We start from the raw sequence: 21424 nt of genomic DNA on the forward strand, positions 1-21424 counted from the left end.
CCTATCCCCTGTGTGCCTTGGCAGTCTCAGCAAACTATCATTTACTGATGTGTGTCGAGAAACTTGGGGTTGGCAGATCATTAATTCAAACGGTTATGACGCAAAAAACTAGTCTGTATTTAAAATATATCGAAACCAATAAGAGATCCTTATGATAAAAGTACTAAGTATTTTTGGCACTCGTCCAGAGGCCATCAAAATGGCACCAGTGGTGAAAGCTTTAGAAGCGAATCCTAATATTAAATCATTAGTTTGTGTGACAGCACAACATCGTGAAATGCTTGATCAGGTACTGTCGCTATTTGAAATAACTCCAGACTATGATCTGGATATTATGAAGTCAGGACAAAGTTTAACTCAAGCCAGTTCAAGAATGCTAATTGCTCTCGAACCTATTCTAGAAGAGTGTAAACCAGATTTAGTATTAGTTCATGGTGATACTTCAACCACATTATGTGGTGCTCAAGCAGCATTTTACCAGCAAATACCGATTGGACACGTAGAATCAGGACTCCGCACTTATAATATTTACTCTCCATGGCCAGAAGAAGCCAATAGACAGCTAACCAGTATCATTACTAAGCTACATTTTGCGCCAACTAAAACAGCGGCTCAGCATCTGTATGATGAACATAATAACCCTGAATTCATTTATGTCACTGGTAATACCGTAGTTGACGCATTATTGGGTGTCAAAGATAAATTAGAAACCAGTGAGTCTCTCAGGAAAGATTTGCAGCAGCGATTTTCAGAACTGGATTTCAATAAGCGTCGTGTATTAATTACTGGGCATCGTCGAGAGAATTTTGGTGATGGATTTGAATCAATTTGTCAGGCAATTCAAGAACTAGCACAAAAATATCCAGATTACGAATTTGTTTACCCTGTACATTTGAATCCTAATGTCAAAGAGCCTGTTGAGCGCTTATTGCAAGGCCTCGATAATGTCAAACTGATTGAGCCGCAAGATTACCTACCATTCGTTTATTTGATGAGTACCAGTCATATTATCTTAACTGACTCTGGAGGAATTCAAGAAGAAGCTCCTTCACTTGGTATTCCAGTATTAGTAATGAGAGAAACGACTGAGCGCCAAGAGGCTGTTGAAGCTGGTACTGTTAAGCTAGTAGGTACTCACCATGCTACTATAGTCACTGAAGTTAGTAATCTTATTGAAAATGAAGCACTCTATTTGAAAATGAGTGAAGCACATAACCCATACGGTGACGGTAAAGCCTCACAACGTATATCGGATACTATCGTTAGCTTTTTTAACAATTCCGAATCTTCGAAGTAGCTAACTAAACATATATAGATTAAATGAGGTAAAAATGAAGAGTATTTGTGTTTTTGGTCTAGGATATATCGGCTTGCCAACAGCAGCTATGTTTGCACATCATGGCGCTAATGTCGTTGGTGTTGATATCAATCCGCATGCAGTGGATACAATCAATCAAGGGAAAATTCACATTGTAGAGCCAGGTCTTGAAGCAATTGTCAAACAAGCAGTCGGTAAAGGTACTCTCAAAGCTAGCCTTACCCCAGTACATTCAGATGCTTATCTTATTGCTGTACCAACACCTTTTAAAGGTGATGACCACGAGCCTGATTTATCTTATATCCAGGCTGTTAGTAAAGCATTGGCACCGCTTTTAGAAAAAGGTGACGTGGTAATATTAGAATCCACTTCACCAGTTGGTGCCACTGAGAAGATGGTTGAATGGCTTTCTAAAGAACGTTCTGACTTAACATTTCCAAAATATCATCAGCCTGACAACGAAGCTGATATTTTTGTTGCTTACTGCCCAGAGCGTGTATTGCCAGGTAAAGTCATAGAAGAGCTGATCTCAAACGATCGTATTATTGGTGGTATGACTAAAGAGTCGACCAGAAAAGCACAAGAAATATATCGTATCTTTGTAAAAGGAGACTTATTAGAGACAAATTCTCGTACTGCTGAAATGGCAAAGCTGACAGAAAATGCCTCTCGTGATGTGAGCATTGCCTTTGCCAATGAGTTATCTATTATCTCTGATAAATTAGACATCAATGTTTGGGATTTAATCGAACTGGCAAACCGTCATCCACGCGTTAATATTTTACAGCCCGGTGCAGGCGTAGGCGGTCACTGTATTGCTGTCGATCCATGGTTCATTGTAAATCAAAACCCTGAAGAGGCTAAAATCATTCGATCAGCGCGTGAAATAAATGATAATAAACCTAACTGGGTCATTGGTAAGATCAATGATCAAATCGATCGATTAAAGTCTCAGGGTGTTGAAAAGCCGACAGTAGCACTATTGGGTCTTGCGTTCAAACCAGATATTGACGATCTACGCGAAAGTCCAGCAGTCACTATCGCTAAAAAAATGCTTGAAAACCAGTCAGCTAATATTCTATTAGTTGAGCCTAATATTGAAACACTACCAAAAGATTTAGAGTCAGGTAAGCTTGTTTCCTTAGCAGAAGCTATGGAAATAGCAGATATTATTGGTATTTTGGTTGCTCATAACGAGTTTAAAAAGGAGCCATTGAAAAATAGCGTAGCAGTTATAGATGCTGTAGGCATTATTTAAAAAACTAGACTTAAGAGTAATGTAAATGAAAAATGAGAAGACGGCTAAAAATGAATATCAAACTATATCTTACCGCTTAGGTAAAGCTTTGATCGATGCTAAAACGGTTGAAGGAGCGTTAACGTTACCTCTGAAATTATATCATTTGAGAAAAGATGCTAAGAGCCGTCAGACTCGGAAAAAACCGAAGTTAAATTACGAAAAAACCCTTAAGTCTATTCCACTTAATAAATTACTAATAACCGTACATAAAAAGCATGGATTATTAGGTGTCACAGAATTTCTGGAATGGTACGACGTTTCAAATAAAGAAAAATCTAATATAGTTTATGATAATGCACTTACGGTTAAAGAACAGAATATTAATCTTTATAAAACCTTAATGGGTATGTCTGTTAAGTTGAAGCCTAACAAAAGAAACCTAAAAGCATATGCATGGAGTAATTACCATCTAAGAGATCTAGATCAATTAGAGGTAATTATAGAAATGCTCCTTAAAGAGGGAAATAGAACGAAAGATAAGGAGTATTTCGAATTAGTAGATTTATTCAAGAAAAAACTAGATTATCTTTTATCTGAAAAAAAGATAAATAAGCTACAAGGTTATGATATCGCTTATGAAGAGAATTTATTGGATTACGATACCGATAAATTTCCCGAATTAGTTTTAGAGTTTTACTTTAAGTACGGTAAAGAGAAACTTGCACAGTTTATAAAGTCAAAATCCTATCATATGAAAAAAACTGATAGAGCCTTTTTACTTATTAAAATCTCAAAAGTATTATCTGCTCATGATAAAACGCTAGAAACATATTTTTGTGAAGAAGCCTTGAAAATAGATCAAGGTGAAAAAACATTGAGAGCCAGTTTATGGGCTTATCAGAGAAGCCAAGATTTTGGTAATACGGCAATAGTTTTAAGAAAACTTGTACCTATTTTAGAAAAATCTTCAGATGATAAGCAAAAGCTGTTATTAGAAAAGATATATAAATCGCCTGCCTATAGTTTATTGATAGAAAGTCAAATCGCGAGCGAACCTCAAACTAAAGTAGATTCTATTCCGAAGAGAGTAGCATATGTGCTTCATAATAGTTTTCCTTATTCCTCCGGTGGCTATGCTACTAGAGCTTTTGGGGTATGTGAAGGGTTAAAGAACCATGGCTTTGAAGTCGTCGTCATTAATCGTCCAGGTTTTCCACTAGATATTAAAGATGAGCTGAATGCTGAAGATGTACCAGAAGTTGAAATGATAGATGGGTACGAGTATGTACGTTCTTTATCGATATCACGTAGAGGAATGACTCCTTATGACTACATGTTAGAAGCTGCAAACGTACTGGAAAAACGATTCTTAGAGTATCGTCCTCAATATATTATAGCGGCGTCTAATCATATTACAGCTATCCCTAGTCTTATAGCGGCAAAGAGATTAGGAATTCCATTTTATTATGAAGTACGTGGCTTATGGGAAATTACTCGAGTTTCACGTGAGCCAGAATTTGAAAAAAAACCTGCCTATACTGTACAGGTTTTGCTCGAGACTTTAGCGGCGAAACATGCTAATCACGTTTTCACACTGACGCAACCGATGGTTGATGAATTGATAAAAAGAGGGGTTGAAAATGAAAGTATTTCACTAGTCCCAAATTCATGCTCACCAGAAAATTTTATTCCAAAAGAGCGTAGTATGGAATTAGTGGAGAAACTTAGAATTCCAAGTAATGTTCCTGTAATTGGCTATATAGGTACGTTTGTACAGTATGAAGGATTGGATGATTTGGCAGAGGCCTGTGCTCTTCTCAAGTTAAAAGGTGTACAGTTCAGACTTTTGCTAGTGGGAAATGAAAATGCATCAGGTCAAGAAGTAGGTCCTATCACTGCTAAGGTTAGTGAAATTGCTACTACTTATGGATTTGCTGATTGGTTGATTATGCCAGGACGTATACCCTTTGATGACGTTGAGAATTATTACTCACTTATAGATATTGCGCCGTTTCCCCGAAAGCCTCAACCAGTATGCGAACTAGTTTCTCCGATGAAGCCTTTAGAAGCATTAGCCATGAAAAAAGCCGTGTTAGTCTCGAGCGTACAAGCGTTAAAAGAAATGATTGTTGAAGAGAAGACCGGACTGGTATTCGAAAAAGGTAATATCAATGACCTTGCTGATAAGCTGCAGTTGTTAATTGATAATAAAATTTTGAGACATACCTTAGGTGAAAACGGACGAGTCTGGGTCGCACAGGAGCGAAATTGGGTCAAAACTACTGAGATTATTAAAGACCAATTAATGTTAGACGCTGATCGCTAATAATGAGAAAAGCAATGGAAATGTCAGAAGTTATAGAAATTAGTAATTCAGCCATAGTAGATATTAGTTATGATGGGTTTTTAATTAAAGTAAATATTTACACCAATAATCAAGATGTGGAATGTGCTTGTTATCTTTATCAAAACAAAGAAGTAATTTCTAAGAGTGGTTACAACTATAATCAGCATATTTTCCACGTACGCGGGATAGAATATGACGAATTGAAGATCAAAGTGTTTTTTAGATATAAAGATAATCATATTGTCAAAACAACAAAGGTCTTACCTGTGCCAGTTGTTAAAAATTTACGATACGAATTCTCTGAAAAACTATTTGATGATATCAGCTTAAGCAATTGTGAAATAATGATATTAAAGCCCACTGCAATTGAAAGTTATGAAAGTATAGGTTTTCAACCGAGAGTCGACAATGTTCCTCACAAATTAGCTTTACCAATAGAGTGGCTAGAAGATCCTTTCAATGATAGAAACTGGATGTTTCAATTACATGCTTGGCGTATGCTTGACGCTTATCTTAATAGAGGAGAAGCTAAAGATTTAGACTATATCTCTCAGGTCATAAATGATTGGGTGGGTTTTGAGAAAAATAACAAAGATAAATGGTTATGGTACGACATGTCTACAGGATTACGTGCACTTAAGATTGGATATTATCTAAAGAAGTGTTCCGAATTAAATTTAGATCATCAAATTGAAGAACTTGATTATTTGTTGCATGAACACTTAAAGCACTTAAGTAACCCTAAAGAATTAAATCTTGGCAACCATGGACTCTTCCAATTGCATGGGTTAAAAATTTTGACGTATGTGGTAAATAGCTGTGATAGTGGCGCATACAGCATGTTAGATATAAAGAATTATGCAAATGATAGGATGTCTAAGTTAATCACTTCTCAATTGGGAACATGCGGCGTACACACAGAGGATTCGCCAGATTATCATTTCTTTACTCATAAAAAAATCACCAATATAGTCAATTCACCTTGGTGGTCTGATTTAGATGAAGATATATTACAAGTACTTAAGTTAGGAGAGTATGCTAAACCGTGGTTGGTTTTTCCTGATAATCGCTGTGTACCAATTGGTGATTCTGCGAATAGGATAGTGAAAGATGAATTCGTAGAACTAGAGAAATGGTCGCATATTAAATATGATGACTATATAGCCGCTAAGCTAGATGGCTATGTTGTAGTTAGATCTTTAAAAAGAGTACCGATAGAAAAATCAGCTTTTCTATTCTTTCAAGGAGCATTCCATAGTCAAACTCATAAGCACTCAGATGATCTTTCGCTTGTATTACAAGAGAAGGGCAAAGATATACTTATAGATTCTGGTAAGTATGGATATAAGGGTGATAAATATAGGAGGTATTTTCTAAGTACACGAGCTCATAATACTATAGAAGTAGATGGCAAAAGTACTGCGCGTGCCAATGAGCATGCTTATGGAAGCGCCATTCAAGATCAGCCATGTTGTATAAGCGGTTTTTGGATAGTAAAAGGATTTGTAAATCACAAAGATAATGGTTATACACATAAGAGAATAATGGTCTATAAACCAGGCGAAGAACTATATATTATAGATGAACTTGAAAATATTGATGAAAAAAAATCTAGAAATGTTAGTCAATGGTGGCATTTCGATACTGACATAAAACTTGATATAAGAGACGTTAAAGCTAAAGCTATAGCTCATGTTTCTCTGGATAATATAATTGAGATATCAACAATGACTTCAGCCAAAGATGTTAATTTGAATCTATACAAAGGGTATGATTCTAGAAATCAACTTATTGGATGGGTATCAAAAAATTATCTTAAATATGAACCAACTTCTACATTAAAAATTTCTACAAAATTAGATAATCATTTAGTTATATTAACTAGGTTTAAAATTAATAATGACCTCTCTGATCAGGCTGGTTTAATACTAAAGAATGAAAAAGTATATACAGCTGATAAAAAACTACTTGCGTATCTAATGACTTAATTTTATCTGGAAAACAAAAGTCAAATTACGCAAAGCGAGAAGGAAATAATTTCTTTATATTAGAGTATTTTATTGAATAATTTAAGCTTTTTGATATTTGGTTCTCAGTTTTTATAGTCCAAATAATAGTTTATGAGATAATTATATGAAAAAAATGACATACGTGCTGGTGAGATATAGTCTATTAGTCGAGAATTCGAAAGGTTGGCAAATAGCAGATGAAGATTTGCAAACTTATAGAGATAAACTCTTTGATGTTAAAAGATTGAAACAGCGTTTAGAATTATTTGAAAAAATAACATTACCAAGTTTAATAAGTCAAACTAAATCTCCTAGCACAGACTGGCTAGAGGTAGTAATAATTACCTCTCAGGACTTACCTAGTTGGAATAAAGAAGAGTTAGAAAAAATAGTGGCTAAATATGATTGGATATCTATTGATTATTTACCTTCAAAAAAATCTGATACATATAGGTTTTTATGGAAAAACTTAGATAGTAGTCAAGAAGATGTTTTATTTTCTACTGTAAGGTTAGATGATGATGATGCCTTAGCAAATGACTTCTTCGAGAAAATGGATCCCTACTTCAAAGAGGACAATGTCGGATTCGGCTTAAGTTTTGGAAATGGGTACGCAGGTTTCTATGATTTTGAATCAGGTTGTTATGAGAAAGTGGTAGATTACTATTCTCCAAAAGTTGCTATTGGATTGAGCCATTTTAATATATATAGATCTAGTAGTAAGAGCTTCGTCTCGGAAAAAATTAAAACTATATATCACGCTCGTAAACATGTAACGGTAGATTTATATATTCCTATCATACTTGATTCACGTGAGCTTATGTTTATTAGGACAATGCATAATAATTCAGATTCTTCTAATAATAAAGCACGTGAGGCCAAACTAAGAAAACAGCCTGCAACCGATACTAAAATCTTGTATGATAAATTTCCGTTCTGTAAAAATTTATATCAAAATAATGAAAAAAATCCTATCTAATGGTATTTCTGAATTTTATATTTTTTAAAGAAATTTAAATGAGTGGAAGGTATATAAAACGTTTTATCTGAACCATATATTTTTATTTTTTTAAAATATATGTATGTGTATATGTATATTAATTTAAATTTTTCAGTAAATTTGTATTATTACTATATTAAGACATCAAACTATTTTCTGTAGGCGGATAAATATTAATGAAAGCAATAGAGATAGAAGCCAAAAATTTTGAAACGCAAGCAGAAACTTTGAGCAGAACTATTAGCGAAGAAGGTGGGCTAATTATTGCGAATACTGAGAAATTAGAAGATATAAGCTATGCCTTCTATCTATATGTAAATCAAATGCTTATTGAGAAATCAAGTTATATTTCAGAAAGTACGTACACTTTTAAAACACTCCCAACTAGTCTAAATATTTCCGTAAAATTCTTTTATTTAGATACTTTAGGAAATAAATATTCAGTAAAGGAAGAGAAGCTGTTTGACTCGGACCTTATCATTAAATCAAAAGAAATTTTCTTGGAGAAATCAGATGAAGAGTTTTTTGAGGAGAGCTTAATTCTGTTGCTAAGAAATGATATATCTAGTTTGATTACTTTTTTCGAAGCAAGATATATGGGGTTAGATAACAAGCATAAATCTCGTCTATATATTCAACTGATAAATCATGCAAAAAGTAATGGTTTTAAAAATTCAAGCTTACAAGTCTTGAGTAAAATTGCTCTGTCTCTTTATGAAGACAGATATACCTTAATGGCTCATACAGGGGTATGTATAAATACTGGTAGTATTGTAGAAGCCAATCAAGCGATTTTAAAGCTTCAAAATAAATACCAAGTGGAAGAAGAAAAAATAGTAAAACTTAAGAATAATTTACTATCTATACTTGAGCAACACATACATAAAATTGACTTAAATGGCAATGTGGTCAGTATAGTAAAAAATGTTAGTAAAAAATCTACTAATTTAGATTCTGAATATAATAAAATACCTAATGATAAGTACACTGAAGAGTATGTCCTTACTATATTAAATAAAGATGGGGCTGAGAGTCTTATAAAGCTTATAGATAGTGAAACACTGAGTAATAAAGCTAAGGCCACACTTGCACTAAAAGCCGCCAAAATAGTACGTAGCTATACAAATTCTCGTCCAGCAAATTTTGAAAAAGACACTAATTTGTTAGCATCGTATGCTTATAGCCTTGATAAAAGTGAAAGCACACTGCGTAACGTTTATTTTGCTTATCAGCGTACACTTGAATACGACAAGTTAGAGGAGATCATTGCTCTTTTACGTATGATCGCAGGAGACAACCCGACATCAAGGCAGCGTAAATTATTATGGTCAACACCTTCGCATCTCATTACCTTAGCCAGTCAGGTTCCTGAACGTCAGCAGAGTATGGCTTATGAACCTACACCGGGTAAAATCTGTTATGTAATTCATAACAGTTTGCCTTATTCCAGTGGTGGTTATGCCACTCGTGGACATGGTTTACTTACTGCGTTGAAGGGTCAAGGTCTAGACATCTATGCTATCACTAGGCCTGGCTACCCCCATGATATCAGTCAAGTCCAAATAGAAGATATAACGCCAGCTGATCGCATAGATGATGTTGTCTATAAGCGTTTATTATCACCTTCTCGCCGTGATTATTCAAATTATGAGTACATATTAAAAGCAGTAGAAAGTTATAAGCAAGCTTTTGAAGTAGATAAACCTGCTCTCATTATTGCAGCATCAAACCATCTAGATGGTATGCCTGCTATGTTTGCTGCTCGTACTCTTGGCATTCCATTTATCTACGAAATACGTGGTTTTTGGGAAATAACTCGTCTTTCAAAGTATCCTGAGTTTGAACAAGATCCTATGTTCGAAGTAGAAAAGCGCTTAGAAGCGGTTGTTGCAGAACATGCCGATCATATATTTACGCTTACTCAAGGAATGGTGGATGAATTAGAGTCGAGAGGTGTACCAACTAAAGATAGAGTCACCTTATTACCTAACTCGTGTAATATCGAACGCTTTAACCTTATGTCAAAAGATATAGAATTGGCTGCTGAGCTAAATATTCCCCTAGATGTGCCTGTGATAGGTTATGTTGGCACCTTAGTCAGTTATGAAGGACTTGATGATCTTGCTTTTGCTTGTTCTAAACTCAAGCAATTAGGCTATGAGTTTAGATTACTTATAGTAGGCAATGAGAATGCGACAGGGCAAGGCAAAGGTAGCATCATACAACAGATAGAGAAAATTGCCCAAGATACAGGATTTATGGATTGGCTGATCATGCCAGGTAGAATACCTTTTGAGCAAGTTGAGCGATATTACTCACTGATTGACATCGCTCCATTCCCTCGCAAAGCATGGCCAGTATGCGAGATAGTTCCTCCTATGAAAACCTTAGAAGCACTTTCAATGAAAAAGGCAGTATTAGTATCAAGCAATAAGGCTTTGACGGAAATGATCACTCATGACGTGAATGGTCGAGTGTTTGAGCGTGGTAATACAGAGGACTTAGTAGTGCAACTCAAATACTTGCTTGATCATCCAGAAAAGTGGTTAGGCTACGGTGAGGAAGGACGTATATTCGTTGAGAATGAACGTACTTGGCAGCGTACGGCTGAAAAGGCTGTTAAGATAATTCACAGTATATTTAAAAATTAATGGAAGACTATACATGTTAATTCCTTATGAAAATCTCACTAGTAAAACCCATGATATAAATAATACAACTTTAGAAGCCTTAAAGGATTTAGAGGAAGGGTGGGTTAGAAGAAACTACTCACCAGTTAACTTAAGAAAGAATATAAATTGGAAATTAGAATCAGAGGAAGAACGTAGCTGGAACTTTCATATACATTCTTGGGATATGTTAGAAAATTTATTGATGGCTTCTTCTTTTAAGCTTTATACGGTTTTTTTAGAACCTGCCATTAAAATTGCATTAGACTGGTGTGATAAAAACATCAAAAATGGTTCAGAACCGAGTGATGAGCTTTCTAAATTTGCTTGGTATGATATGGCAGTTGGTCTCAGAGCATATCGATTGGCATATATTATAGATGCAGCGAAAAACTTAGGTATATTAAGTAAGGATGATGAAAGTAAGCTTTGGAGCGCTTTGATGATTCATCATTCGTATTTGATGAATGACGAAAATATTGCCTTCCACACTAACCATGGCTATTATCAAGCATCAGGCCAGATTGCCATGGGTCGACGTTTTAAAGAAGTTTCATCAGAAATGGCTTTGGCTTTAGAGACGGGAATAAGTCGTTTTCATATTATGTTAAACCAACAATTTACTGAGTCTGGAGTTCATCGAGAGCATTCACCTGACTATCATAGAATGGTTTATGACACTTTGATTGGAGTCATTAATGCTGGTCTCATCGAAGATAATGACCTAATTGAGTATACTAAAAAAATAGAAGAAGCTTTGTCTTGGTTTGTATTGCCTAATCAAAGACTATTGAATTTTGGCGACTCAGATTGGCGATCAGTAGCACGTAAACCTAAGATAGCAAAAGCCAAATGGCAAACAAGTGCGATGCAGTTTGTGGTTACAAATGGCGAAATAGGTAATCTATCTAAAGAGACTTTAAAGGTATTTGAAAAGGGGGGTTATTATATAGCTAGGTTCAATCAAAAAGAGGACAGTGGCAAGTATGATACTTATAGTTATTTGGCGCAAACTGCTGCTTTCCATTCAAGAACTCATAAACATGCAGACGACTTGAGTTTTGTTTGGTATGAGAAAGGGCATAACATACTTATTGATGCAGGTCGATATGGTTATATTGGCAAAGCTGAAATGGGGTCAGAGCTATGGAAACAGGGTTATTGGTATACTCACCCTAACAGACTATATTGCGAATCTACGCGCGCTCATAATACGTTAGAGTTTGATGAGAAGAACTATCCTCGCAAAGGAGCGAAACCCTACGGAAGTGCTATTGGACGTCATAAACAATATGCTAATGGATTAACTATATTAGAAACTGAATGTAAACATTTTAAAAGTGTCCGTCATGCAAGGGTGCTTGTATATATGCCAAATCAATGGCTAATTGTATTTGATTGGTTTAAAGATAACTTAGATGAAAAGCATGATGTACGTCAATGGTTTAATTTTGCACCAGAAATAGAGTTGGTTCAAAGAGATAATAACTATGTTGCCAAACTCGATGATAAGAATGAACTTTATGTAGCTGATTTATTAGAAGGGGTTACTGGTTCTGAAGTTAAGAATGGTATAGAAGAGCCTAGATTGCAAGGTTGGTTTTCACCTGCGGAAAGGGAGTTCATTCCTGTAGACTCTATTAACTATAAGTTAGAGGAATCGGCAACAGGATCAATAGCTACCCTTCTAAGTTTTAACGGGTTGCCTACTATTGATGTCAGTAAGAATCAGGTCAGTATTTCAGGTCGTAATTTAACATGTACTTGGTCTGATAGCGCAGGTAAACATATTTTGACGTTAAATAGAAAGGTAGACCAAGACTTAAAAGTTGAGTATCAAGTAAATATTTGATTTATAGGAATTAATATGGATGTTAACGGACTTTATAGCTTTGATCCTTATAATGAAAGAGGGATAATAGAATTAACACGCTTAGCTATTTACGACAATCAGAAAAAAATTTTTATACATTTTGAAGTCATTGATCCCTATGCTAAGTACCATATTAGCCATAAAGATTTGGGTAGTCATTTCGATTTTAAATACAAGTATCAAGTTCTTGATGACAGTGGTAAAGAAACCAAGTGGAAAGACCATGATAGTGGCTATCGATTTTTAGTTCCTGAACAAATAAATGAAGCGGGACTAAAATATGTTTTTTACCCTTCATTAAGTGCTTCAAAGTACTTAATAGTAGGTTTTCAAGCTATCCAGAATACTCCCAGTTATAATTATATACGTACTTTAAATGGTATTAATGCGCACCGTTTATATATCAAAGACGATTACGGCTTAGATGAAAAAACCCATTCTAGCTATTATCTTAACGAAAGAAACCCAATAAATGTAGAAAGCTTAGTACAGCTACTTATCGATAATTATGTTGAACATCTTAATATCAGTAAAGAAAATGTAATATTTATCGGTTCAAGCAAAGGAGGTTTTGCGGGACTATACCATGGTTATAAGTATGGCGTAGGCCATATCATAGTTGGTGGTCCGCAGACAATGCTGGGGGACTATTTATGCGTAAATTCAAAAGACTCAATACGTCCAGCTATATTCGAAAAGATATTTGGTAGTTCGACTAAAAAAGAATACGCCAACAACCTTATGTATAAAGTTTTAGAAAAAGCTAAAAGACCATTTCCTAATACTATGATACACGTTGGTAAAGGGGAGCCACACTATGCTGAGCATGCTATTCCTTTTATGAAATGGGCCGATACGCTAGAGATAAGTAATGTGAAATGGGATTTTGGTGATTATGATACTCATGAAGAGTTGGCAGTTCACTATCCAATTTTTTTAGAAAAATCAGTCAAAGAAATTATTAATAGTGAGGTAGCTCAAGAATGAATTCAAAATTAGAGTCCAGTTTCCAGATATTTGGTATCTATGGTTTGATAACTTATTTAAATCAAAATAACGAAGAAAAAAATCCAAGAGTTCAAGCCTATAACTTATTAAAAGCTGGTCGTGAACTGGCAAAGAAATCAGCCAATGAGACATTAAGCTATCTACCAGATATTGCTTTTGATTTGAGTAGACATGAGAGTGTCTATCGTATGTCAGCTTTATTTTATATCGAATTAGATAATACTCATGAAGCCTTAAAGTGTTTGTCCTATCTGCACTATTATTATGAGGAGCAGTCTGTAGAACCTCACAAACAGTATGCTCTGATTAAGCAGCAATTAGTCGATAACAATAAAGACGACGTCGATATTGAAGCCTTCATAGAAGAGTATCAGAAACAGTATCAATACCAGAAAATAGCAAATAACATTAAAGAATATTCTGAATCTATACCAACGGAAGATTTGTCAGAACAAAAAATGTATTTTAAGCGCTTATATCGTCGTTATGGTGTTGATACTTTAATATTCGCTATAGAAAACGACACTCGCTTTAATAACAGGGTAAAGGCGGTACTACTTATTAGAGCAAGTCGTGCAATAGGAGCCATTGCGGAAGAAGGAACAAGTATCGAATCAGTTTTTGCCAACAAAGCGCTTCAACTAGATGAGTCTAAAGCAGTAGTAGAGAATAGCTATCAAGCTTATCTGAGAGCTGGCGACTTAAATAAGCTGGCTCAGTTAAAAGAAAAGCACCCAGAAATTTTATTATAACTGAACAAAATTATACTGATGTACGTTTTAGACTACAGAACAAAAGTAGATGAAAATAATTAATCAGCTGGTAACAGAGCATTTAATCTTTTATTTATCTTAGGGCAGTCAGGCTTTAGCGTGGCTGCTTTTTTTATAAAGGTTAAAGCTATGTTTCGATTATAAAAAGCATAAAGGTTACTCGCATCTCCAAAGAAGAAAGATTCATGTCTAGACTCTGGGTATTTATCGCGTAACATAGTTAGGCAGTATTTCATGACGATACGTTCTCTAGCTTCAGTCATCTGTGGGTTAAGGCTCGACATAAACCGATGATAGCCTATATAGTTACGACGTTTTTTTAATGTCTTAAAATTTTTTGATTTAGATGAATGATAACTGTCTGTCACAATACTATTTAACATCAGATCTAGAGCGTCAATTTTAGTAAGGTGGCTAGGTATACTATGGCCTACACCGGGAACTCTTATCTGTATAACTCGCGCACACTTTTTAGGAAAGGCTCGCATTATGAGTTCTTTATAAACCTAGTTTTGCTTCGATAGGCAATGATGCTATTGTCATAATGAGTCTCCATTAAATTAATTTAATAAAATAAGTCACTATTTAAAATTTTCATTAAATGTATTAGTAGTATTACCTTTTCTAATATTTCTATCGTTATTTGAACCTGTATTGTTAGTGACCTTATTATGTTCAGCTTCTTTAGTAAGTCGGATAGCCACTTTAGAGTGTGTAATAATATTATTTTTAATGATATTGTTAGAGGAAGCTAGCGAAATCGCATACTCTTTACAGTGTTGTAAGTGGTTATCAGTGATGGTTAAGTAATTGAACTCCGTTTTATTAGCCATACATCCATAAGATGCCTTAATAATCTGGTTGCTTTTAATAATCATATGATCGCCATTACAACGTATAGAAACATGTTCAGTATCACGGATGATATTATCAGCGATGATACTAGACGAGCCAGCGGAAACACCATCATAGAAACCTATGACGGTGTTATTAGCAACCATACAATGCTCTGCCCCATTTAGTTTAATACAGGCTCCTTTCTCTTCAATGGTTTGATCGATGTAATTGTTTAAAACGTGAATATCACGAGATTTTTGCTCGGGTAATTCAGCTTCTGATGACGTTTCTGCTTTTACAAGTGAGCGAATATGATGACCTATGCATCCTTTTATAATGCCTTTGCCAGAATTAAGCTCATATAAAATAGCGTCATTACCAACGTGTTCAAAGACACAAGCATCCACTATATTGTAACGACCGGAATCTTTGTCCTTGTCAGAGTTGAAGCGTCCAAACCTGATAACATGCTCTTTACAATGTAAAAAGCTGACACCATATACTTGATTATATTGCCCTTTGAAGGAGTAAATATTATTGCTTTGGCAGTCCTTGATAATGCCACCTCGCACTACATTGTGTGAAGTTCCTTGTTCGAATATAGCCACGTTGTTTTTAAAATTGTGCGCATCTATATTGTTTAGCTCAATTTGCTTGTTATTTTCGAACCTTAAAGCAACTTGATAGGATTTTTTGGACTGAACCGTAGTCTTACCATCGAAAGCAATATTTGATATTTCAATAGCGTTCGTTGATGAGTCAAACATGAGGTAACGATGGTTTGTATCTTGATTGCTCATAATACAAGCTTGATCACCAGAAAAAGAAACCCCTTTTATATCTATACCGGATACTAGATAAATCCCAGAAGGGAAAAAAAGAGACTGCTTTGTCTTAGCTGCTTGATTGAAAGCCACTTGTACGGCCTCACTATCATCTGTAGTTCCGTCTGCAACTACTCCAAATTGCCGTACAGATAGGGAGCTTTGTAGAGCTAATGAAGGTTTTGTATAAGCACTATTGGCTAATATTGCAAAACCTAATAAGCCTTTACCAAAATGACGTCTTTGCAAACAGTTTCTCCAAAATAGTTCTAATCTGATAGAATTCTAAAACAAATACAAATATGCTAGTTCTGTCACTATCTAAAATTAAAAAATATAAACTTAAAATATAGGCCTAATACTTTGTTAAAGCTAGCACTAATTAGTGATGAATTGACCTCTCAATCCTTAAGCATGGTAGATTCTGTCAAACTACTCGAATATAAATTACAGTACCAATTTTGGCGAAAACGTAAACCTGACTTCATCTTAGTAGAATCAGCATGGCGCGGTTATAAAGACAAATGGCGTTACAAAATTGCTAATTATCCTGATTATCCTGAACGTAATAATGTTGAACTGCGTAAACTGTTAGAACTGGCAGATAAACATAATATTCCTGCTGTATTTTGGAATAAAGAAGACGGTGCTCACTTTAACCGTTTCATTGACTCTGCCAGTCTATTTAAGTACGTGCTAACCGTTGATGAAAACTGTGTTAAGCGCTACCGCGCTATATTAGGTAATAGCGTGAAAGTAGGGGTGCTACCATTTGCAGTGCAGCCTAAGTTTCATCATCCAACTTCCTTGCCCCCTCATTATAACCAGAGTTTATTTGTTGGCAGCTATAGTCATCATATTCACAATGCGCGCCAGCAATGGCAGGATATGGTATTTACTTCAGCTTCTCCTCATGGACTGACCATCGTCGATCGTAACTCTGATCGTAAGTCTGATGTCTATCGCTATCCTGACCTATCGAATATGACTATCAAGCCTGCCGTGCCTTATGACCAGACGGGTAAGCTTTTTAGGCAATACTCGCATTGTCTGAATGTCAATACCGTGACTGACTCCCCCAGTATGTTCTCCCGTCGTCTGATTGAAATTATGGCTTGTGGGCGACTGGCAGTGACCAATCCTAGCTTGTCGGTCAGTACCCGCTTTGAAGGTATGTGTGAAGTTATTGATAGTAAGGAGCAAGCAGATGAATTATTTGCACAATTATCTAGAGGTTATACTACACAGCAGATAGAAATGATGCGCTATGCTAGCAATCATGTATTGCAAAATTATAATTACGATAAATGGATTAAGAACATCGTTGAGTTTATTGAGCTATAGTCATTTCAATACGTTATTGTTTCTAACGCTTATTTATATTCCTTTCATCTTTTTAAATAGCTAAAAAACTATGAAAAAAATTACTCACGCTGTTATCCCTGTCGCAGGCTTTGGCACACGTATGTTGCCATTGTCTAAATCTGTGCCAAAAGAGCTGTTACCGCTTGGTAATCGTCCCGCTATTCACTATGTGGTCGAAGAGGCAATCGCTGCGGGTATCAAGCATATCGTCTTGGTCGGTCATGCGCAAAAAAGTGCGATTGAAAACTATTTTGATGTTAATGCTGAATTAGATAATCAATTACGCCACAAAGGCAAAGAAGCGCTGGCGGATAGCTTAAACTGGTTACCAGACGATGTGACAGTTTCGATGATACGTCAGGGTAAAGCTTTAGGGCTTGGCCATGCGGTACTCGCTGCTCGACCAATCATCGGTGAGCATGACTTTGCCGTTCTGCTTCCAGATGTCGTGCTTGATCCATTTACTGGCGATATGGCTGCTGATAATTTAGCGTTTATGATTGATGCTTTTAGCAAAGACAATCATTCACAAATATTAGTCGATAATGTTGCCGATGAAGATGTGCATAAATATGGTATTGCTAAGCTGAGCGACGCTATTGAGATTGATGAGCAATCAGATACTAATACTAGCTTTAAAGTCGCAGGATTTGTAGAAAAGCCCAACTTAGCCGATGCACCTTCTAAATTGGCAGTCGTTGGTCGTTATGTCTTTAGCAATCAAATCTTTGACTATTTGGCCAATACCAAAGCCTCGGTCGGTGGTGAAATTCAGCTGACCGATGCTATTGATGCCTTGATTAGCAAATACGGCGTCAATGTCACAACCATGCGTGGTGACAGCTATGATGCTGGTGACATGCGTTCATATATGCAGGCGTTTATCTATTTTGCCGAGCGGCAATTAGCAGTCGATGAATAGCTGATGAATGAGATAAAGGGCGATACCGCTTACAACAGTGCTCGAAACTCTACATACTGGCAGCAATTGCAAACGCTTGCTAAGCAGCCGTGGTCACTGGCAGCCTTGTTTGCGCAAGATGATAATCGTGCAACGCGCTTTAGTATGCAAGCTGGTGCGCTATATATGGACTATAGCAAGCAATGTATTGATGAGCAGGTATTAGCAAAGTTATTACAGCTAGCAGATAGTTGTGAACTGTCCACACGGATTGATGCACTCATGCAAGGCGCGATGGTGAATACCAGTGAAGAGCGAGCAGCCTTGCATACGGCACTACGTTTGCCCGAGACGGCAGAGCTGAAAATTGGTGACCAAAATGTCGTCGTTGACGTCCATCATAGTCTTTCACAAGTAGCGCGCTTATCTGAACGTGTCCGCAACGGTACATGGCGTGGATTTTCGGGTCAAGCCATCACGGATGTCGTTAATATTGGCGTCGGTGGCTCTGATCTTGGACCGCTCATGGCGACTACTGCACTTGACGAGTGGGCAGATACAGACATTGAAGTACATTTCGTCTCCAACATGGACGGTACTCAGCTTGATAATCTGCTCAAGCATCTTAATCCTGAGACAACCTTATTTATTATCTCGTCCAAATCATTTGGTACGGTTGATACGTTATCTAATGCGAAGACAGCTTTGTCATGGCTGCTTGCCACTGCCAAACTGCGTGCAGGTACGGAAGACAGTGTGCTACGTCGTCACTTTATTGGCATATCGGCCAATAGTGAAAAAATGAGTACTTGGGGTATTCATCCAGAGCATCAGCTACAGCTTTGGGAATGGGTTGGCGGTCGATTTTCTTTATGGTCAGCGATTGGACTGGCGATCGCTATTCGTATTGGTATGCCTGGTTTTAAAGCATTATTAGCTGGTGCGCATAGTATGGACGAGCACTTTGCGCAAGCTGATTTTTCAGAGAACTTACCGGTATTATTAGGGCTGCTTGCTGTTTGGAACAGTACCTTTTTACAGGTGAATGCCCATACCGTACTGCCGTATGATGGTCGTCTCAGCTATTTGCCAAGCTACTTAACTCAGTTAGAGATGGAGAGTAACGGTAAGTCCGTCACCCAACATGGCGATCATATTGACTATGATACTTGCCCGATTCTATGGGGTGAAATTGGCTCCAATGCTCAGCATGCCTTCTATCAGTTGTTACATCAAGGCACACAGCAGGTTTCTTGTGACTTTATTGCTTGTGTGCGTCGTTATAGTGGTCAGATGAAAAATGCGCCATTACAACAGCAGCATGAGCTGTCTTTAGCCAACTGTTTGGCACAAAGTCGAGTGCTGGCCTTTGGTAATGCTGCGCTCCAAGAGTCTGAGGTACAAGTAGCGTCTGCTGCGGAAAAATATAAATACTACCGTGGCAATCAGCCTTCAACCACGTTGCTCATTGAGGAGTTGACTCCGCATAGTTTAGGGGCGCTGGTTGCGCTTTATGAACACAAGGTATATGTCATGGCCAGTATCTGGGATATTAACCCGTTTGATCAATGGGGCGTTGAGATGGGCAAGCAGATGGCAGAATCTGTACATCAAGCCATGCAGCAAGAGGTAAGCGGTCAATTTGATACCTCTACTGATCAACTATTAAAGCATATCAAGCGTTGGTCTTAACGTTACTCGCATACTGATATTAATATAAAATATTGAAAGGTCGTTCTATGTCAGATGAACTGAGTCATAAATGTAAAAAACCGTCCGTCTGCGTGCTCGTTGGTCATAGTATTGAGGCCATTACCAGTGCCGTGGTGCTGGCAAGCTTGGGTCAGACTGTTCATTTATATGCAGACGTAGCGATGCTAGAGCAGCAGTTGCAGCAATATAGCTTTGAGCATCACTTGCAAGCGCTATGGCAAATGTATGAGCAGCAGCAAATCATTCTCAGTAAAGCGTTGCCAGATAGTGCTGATACATTAATAAAAGGCTATGAATCAGTAGGTCATGACGAAGCGGATACTCAGAGCATTGTGGCACTTTATTGGTTGTTTTTAGACAGTATCAAGCCAGTATGGGCAGAAGCCAGCTGGATTACCGCATTCAACCACAGTCATCAACAGGCGCTGCCTGTGATTATGAGTGGCATTGAGAAACTAGGGATTGTCTCAGTACTCGCTCAGAATTTGCAGCGCGCGTGGGTATATTATGTGCCGTTTGTATTCTTGCAAGACGGTGATGCTTATAGCTCGATGTTGAACCCTGCATTGTGGTTACTCGGTGAAAAAACAGTCAACAGTAGCCAGCATCTAGAGGTATTGAAGCCGTTAATGCAGCATGCGCATGCCGCTCATCATGCTGATATCGCAACGATAGAGTTTGCCCGTAGCAGTATTATGGCGATGCTCGCGACGCGAGTGAGTTTTATGAATGAGATGTCACGCTTGGCTGACAGTCAGCATGTTGATATCAAGCAAGTCAGTCGTATTATGGGGCTAGATGAGCGTGTCGGCAGCAGCTATCTGCAAGCAGGCTGGGGCTTTGGAGGCAATACATTGCCGACCGAGCTGGCTAAATTACAGCAGTCGAGCGTGAGTCATAGTTTAGATATGCCGCTGTTACAGTCAGTCATGCACATCAATGAAGACCAAAAAGAGCTGATATTCCGTAAATTCTGGCAATATTTTGATGGCTTTATTGATAATAAAACGGTGATGATTTGGGGCGGTAGTTATAAATCAGGCTCTGGACGTACTGCAGGCTCAGCCATACATCCATTACTAGCATTGCTGTGGTCTTATAATATTCGTACTTTGGTGTATAGCGATAAAGCACAAGATGAACTTGCCGCGCTTTATCAGCAGCAACCATTACTGCAATTGATTAATACTCCTTATCAGCAGCTAAATGCCGCACAGGCTGTTTTTATCGTTAGTTGGTCGCCACAAGATCAACTAGATATTGCCAAGCTTAATCAACAGGCGATGCCAGTATTTGATGCACAAAATGTAATGACACGCTCGCAGATAGATAGTTTAGTGGGTGACTATTTAGGTATTGGTCGGTCTAAATAGTTCTATTTAAGTTTGTTTATTGCTAAAAAAGCTCGCTGATTATTATTAGCGAGCTTTTTTTGATTTTAAGTAAGGCGTATTAGGGCGTGTCATCATTTAGATTGTGAGGCTTAAAATGAGAAAAATTGCAGCCAAACAAGGAAGAAATTGCCGCAAATATGAACATATTGACAA

General features: G+C 37.1%; 15 protein-coding genes. 13 read left to right on the forward strand and 2 right to left on the reverse strand.

Annotated features, from left to right (window positions below; genetic code table 11):
- The first annotated feature begins 151 nt into the window (after window positions 1-151).
- The 9 genes from wecB (at window position 152) to RH96_RS10760 (ending at window position 14216) form a co-directional block, all read left to right on the forward strand.
- Window positions 152-1297 carry a non-hydrolyzing UDP-N-acetylglucosamine 2-epimerase gene (gene wecB, locus RH96_RS10720; RefSeq protein WP_010200815.1) on the forward strand — a complete coding sequence of 382 codons (1146 nt, stop codon included), beginning with the start codon at window positions 152-154 and terminating at the stop codon, window positions 1295-1297.
- Between the two features lie 34 nt (window positions 1298-1331).
- The gene (gene wecC / locus RH96_RS10725; protein ID WP_010200816.1) at window positions 1332-2576 is read left to right on the forward strand and encodes a UDP-N-acetyl-D-mannosamine dehydrogenase; all 1245 of its coding nucleotides are present in this window, start codon (window positions 1332-1334) and stop codon (window positions 2574-2576) included.
- Between the two features lie 25 nt (window positions 2577-2601).
- Window positions 2602-4884: a glycosyltransferase gene (locus RH96_RS10730; protein ID WP_010200817.1), complete on the forward strand. Its 2283-nt coding sequence runs from the start codon at window positions 2602-2604 to the stop codon at window positions 4882-4884.
- Window positions 4885-4898: 14 nt separating this feature from the next.
- The gene (locus RH96_RS10735; protein ID WP_010200818.1) at window positions 4899-6893 is read left to right on the forward strand and encodes a heparinase II/III-family protein; all 1995 of its coding nucleotides are present in this window, start codon (window positions 4899-4901) and stop codon (window positions 6891-6893) included.
- A gap of 145 nt (window positions 6894-7038) precedes the next feature.
- The gene (locus RH96_RS10740; protein WP_010200819.1) at window positions 7039-7893 is read left to right on the forward strand and encodes a glycosyltransferase; all 855 of its coding nucleotides are present in this window, start codon (window positions 7039-7041) and stop codon (window positions 7891-7893) included.
- Window positions 7894-8090: 197 nt separating this feature from the next.
- Entirely contained in the window at window positions 8091-10565 is a 2475-nt protein-coding gene (locus RH96_RS10745) for a glycosyltransferase family 4 protein (RefSeq protein WP_010200821.1), read from the forward strand.
- A 13-nt stretch (window positions 10566-10578) separates the two neighbouring features.
- Window positions 10579-12435, forward strand: coding sequence for a heparinase II/III family protein (locus RH96_RS10750; RefSeq protein WP_010200823.1), 1857 nt, complete (start codon window positions 10579-10581; stop codon window positions 12433-12435).
- A 15-nt stretch (window positions 12436-12450) separates the two neighbouring features.
- Window positions 12451-13443, forward strand: a complete 993-nt coding sequence (locus tag RH96_RS14645; RefSeq protein ID WP_010200825.1) for a hypothetical protein — start codon at window positions 12451-12453, stop codon at window positions 13441-13443.
- On the forward strand, window positions 13440-14216 hold the full coding sequence (locus RH96_RS10760) for a hypothetical protein (protein WP_010200826.1): 777 nt from the start codon (window positions 13440-13442) through the stop codon (window positions 14214-14216). Before RH96_RS14645 ends, RH96_RS10760 begins: the two co-directional genes overlap by 4 nt.
- Before the next feature lie 59 nt (window positions 14217-14275).
- Here the strand turns inward: RH96_RS10760 and RH96_RS10765 are convergent, their stop codons facing one another.
- Together RH96_RS10765 and RH96_RS10770 are read right to left on the reverse strand one after the other, a co-directional pair.
- The gene (locus RH96_RS10765) at window positions 14276-14725 is read right to left on the reverse strand and encodes a hypothetical protein (protein WP_010200827.1); all 450 of its coding nucleotides are present in this window, start codon (window positions 14723-14725) and stop codon (window positions 14276-14278) included.
- Between the two features lie 93 nt (window positions 14726-14818).
- Window positions 14819-16147: a right-handed parallel beta-helix repeat-containing protein gene (locus RH96_RS10770; protein ID WP_010200837.1), complete on the reverse strand. Its 1329-nt coding sequence runs from the start codon at window positions 16145-16147 to the stop codon at window positions 14819-14821.
- Between the two features lie 114 nt (window positions 16148-16261).
- On the opposite strand from RH96_RS10770, the gene RH96_RS10775 reads away from it, so the two are divergent.
- The 4 genes from RH96_RS10775 to RH96_RS10790 all read left to right on the forward strand — a co-directional run bounded on the left by RH96_RS10775 (window position 16262) and on the right by RH96_RS10790 (window position 21250).
- On the forward strand, window positions 16262-17242 hold the full coding sequence (locus RH96_RS10775; protein WP_010200839.1) for a glycosyltransferase: 981 nt from the start codon (window positions 16262-16264) through the stop codon (window positions 17240-17242).
- A 70-nt stretch (window positions 17243-17312) separates the two neighbouring features.
- Entirely contained in the window at window positions 17313-18185 is an 873-nt protein-coding gene (locus RH96_RS10780; RefSeq protein WP_010200840.1) for a UTP--glucose-1-phosphate uridylyltransferase, read from the forward strand.
- A 3-nt stretch (window positions 18186-18188) separates the two neighbouring features.
- A complete protein-coding gene (pgi, locus tag RH96_RS10785) occupies window positions 18189-19856 on the forward strand; it encodes a glucose-6-phosphate isomerase (protein WP_010200841.1) in 1668 nt (555 codons plus the stop codon).
- Window positions 19857-19903: 47 nt separating this feature from the next.
- The gene (locus RH96_RS10790; protein ID WP_010200843.1) at window positions 19904-21250 is read left to right on the forward strand and encodes a UDP-glucose/GDP-mannose dehydrogenase family protein; all 1347 of its coding nucleotides are present in this window, start codon (window positions 19904-19906) and stop codon (window positions 21248-21250) included.
- Window positions 21251-21424 lie beyond the last annotated feature (174 nt).

Origin of the sequence: Psychrobacter sp. PAMC 21119, assembly GCF_000247495.1 — a bacterium.
Taxonomy (GTDB): Bacteria; Pseudomonadota; Gammaproteobacteria; order Pseudomonadales; family Moraxellaceae; genus Psychrobacter; species Psychrobacter glaciei.

What these genes read in the sequence shown, in the direction of transcription:
- RH96_RS10730 (WP_010200817.1), top strand. Translation starts at nt 2,602, where the DNA reads ATGAAAAATGAGAAGACGGCTAAAAATGAATATCAAACTATATCTTAC.
- pgi (WP_010200841.1), top strand. Translation starts at nt 18,189, where the DNA reads ATGAATGAGATAAAGGGCGATACCGCTTACAACAGTGCTCGAAACTCT.
- RH96_RS14645 (WP_010200825.1), top strand. Translation starts at nt 12,451, where the DNA reads ATGGATGTTAACGGACTTTATAGCTTTGATCCTTATAATGAAAGAGGG.
- RH96_RS10740 (WP_010200819.1), top strand. Translation starts at nt 7,039, where the DNA reads ATGAAAAAAATGACATACGTGCTGGTGAGATATAGTCTATTAGTCGAG.
- wecC (WP_010200816.1), top strand. Translation starts at nt 1,332, where the DNA reads ATGAAGAGTATTTGTGTTTTTGGTCTAGGATATATCGGCTTGCCAACA.
- RH96_RS10735 (WP_010200818.1), top strand. Translation starts at nt 4,899, where the DNA reads ATGGAAATGTCAGAAGTTATAGAAATTAGTAATTCAGCCATAGTAGAT.
- wecB (WP_010200815.1), top strand. Translation starts at nt 152, where the DNA reads ATGATAAAAGTACTAAGTATTTTTGGCACTCGTCCAGAGGCCATCAAA.
- RH96_RS10745 (WP_010200821.1), top strand. Translation starts at nt 8,091, where the DNA reads ATGAAAGCAATAGAGATAGAAGCCAAAAATTTTGAAACGCAAGCAGAA.
- RH96_RS10790 (WP_010200843.1), top strand. Translation starts at nt 19,904, where the DNA reads ATGTCAGATGAACTGAGTCATAAATGTAAAAAACCGTCCGTCTGCGTG.
- RH96_RS10750 (WP_010200823.1), top strand. Translation starts at nt 10,579, where the DNA reads ATGTTAATTCCTTATGAAAATCTCACTAGTAAAACCCATGATATAAAT.
- RH96_RS10780 (WP_010200840.1), top strand. Translation starts at nt 17,313, where the DNA reads ATGAAAAAAATTACTCACGCTGTTATCCCTGTCGCAGGCTTTGGCACA.
- RH96_RS10760 (WP_010200826.1), top strand. Translation starts at nt 13,440, where the DNA reads ATGAATTCAAAATTAGAGTCCAGTTTCCAGATATTTGGTATCTATGGT.
- RH96_RS10765 (WP_010200827.1), bottom strand. Translation starts at nt 14,725, where the DNA reads ATGCGAGCCTTTCCTAAAAAGTGTGCGCGAGTTATACAGATAAGAGTT.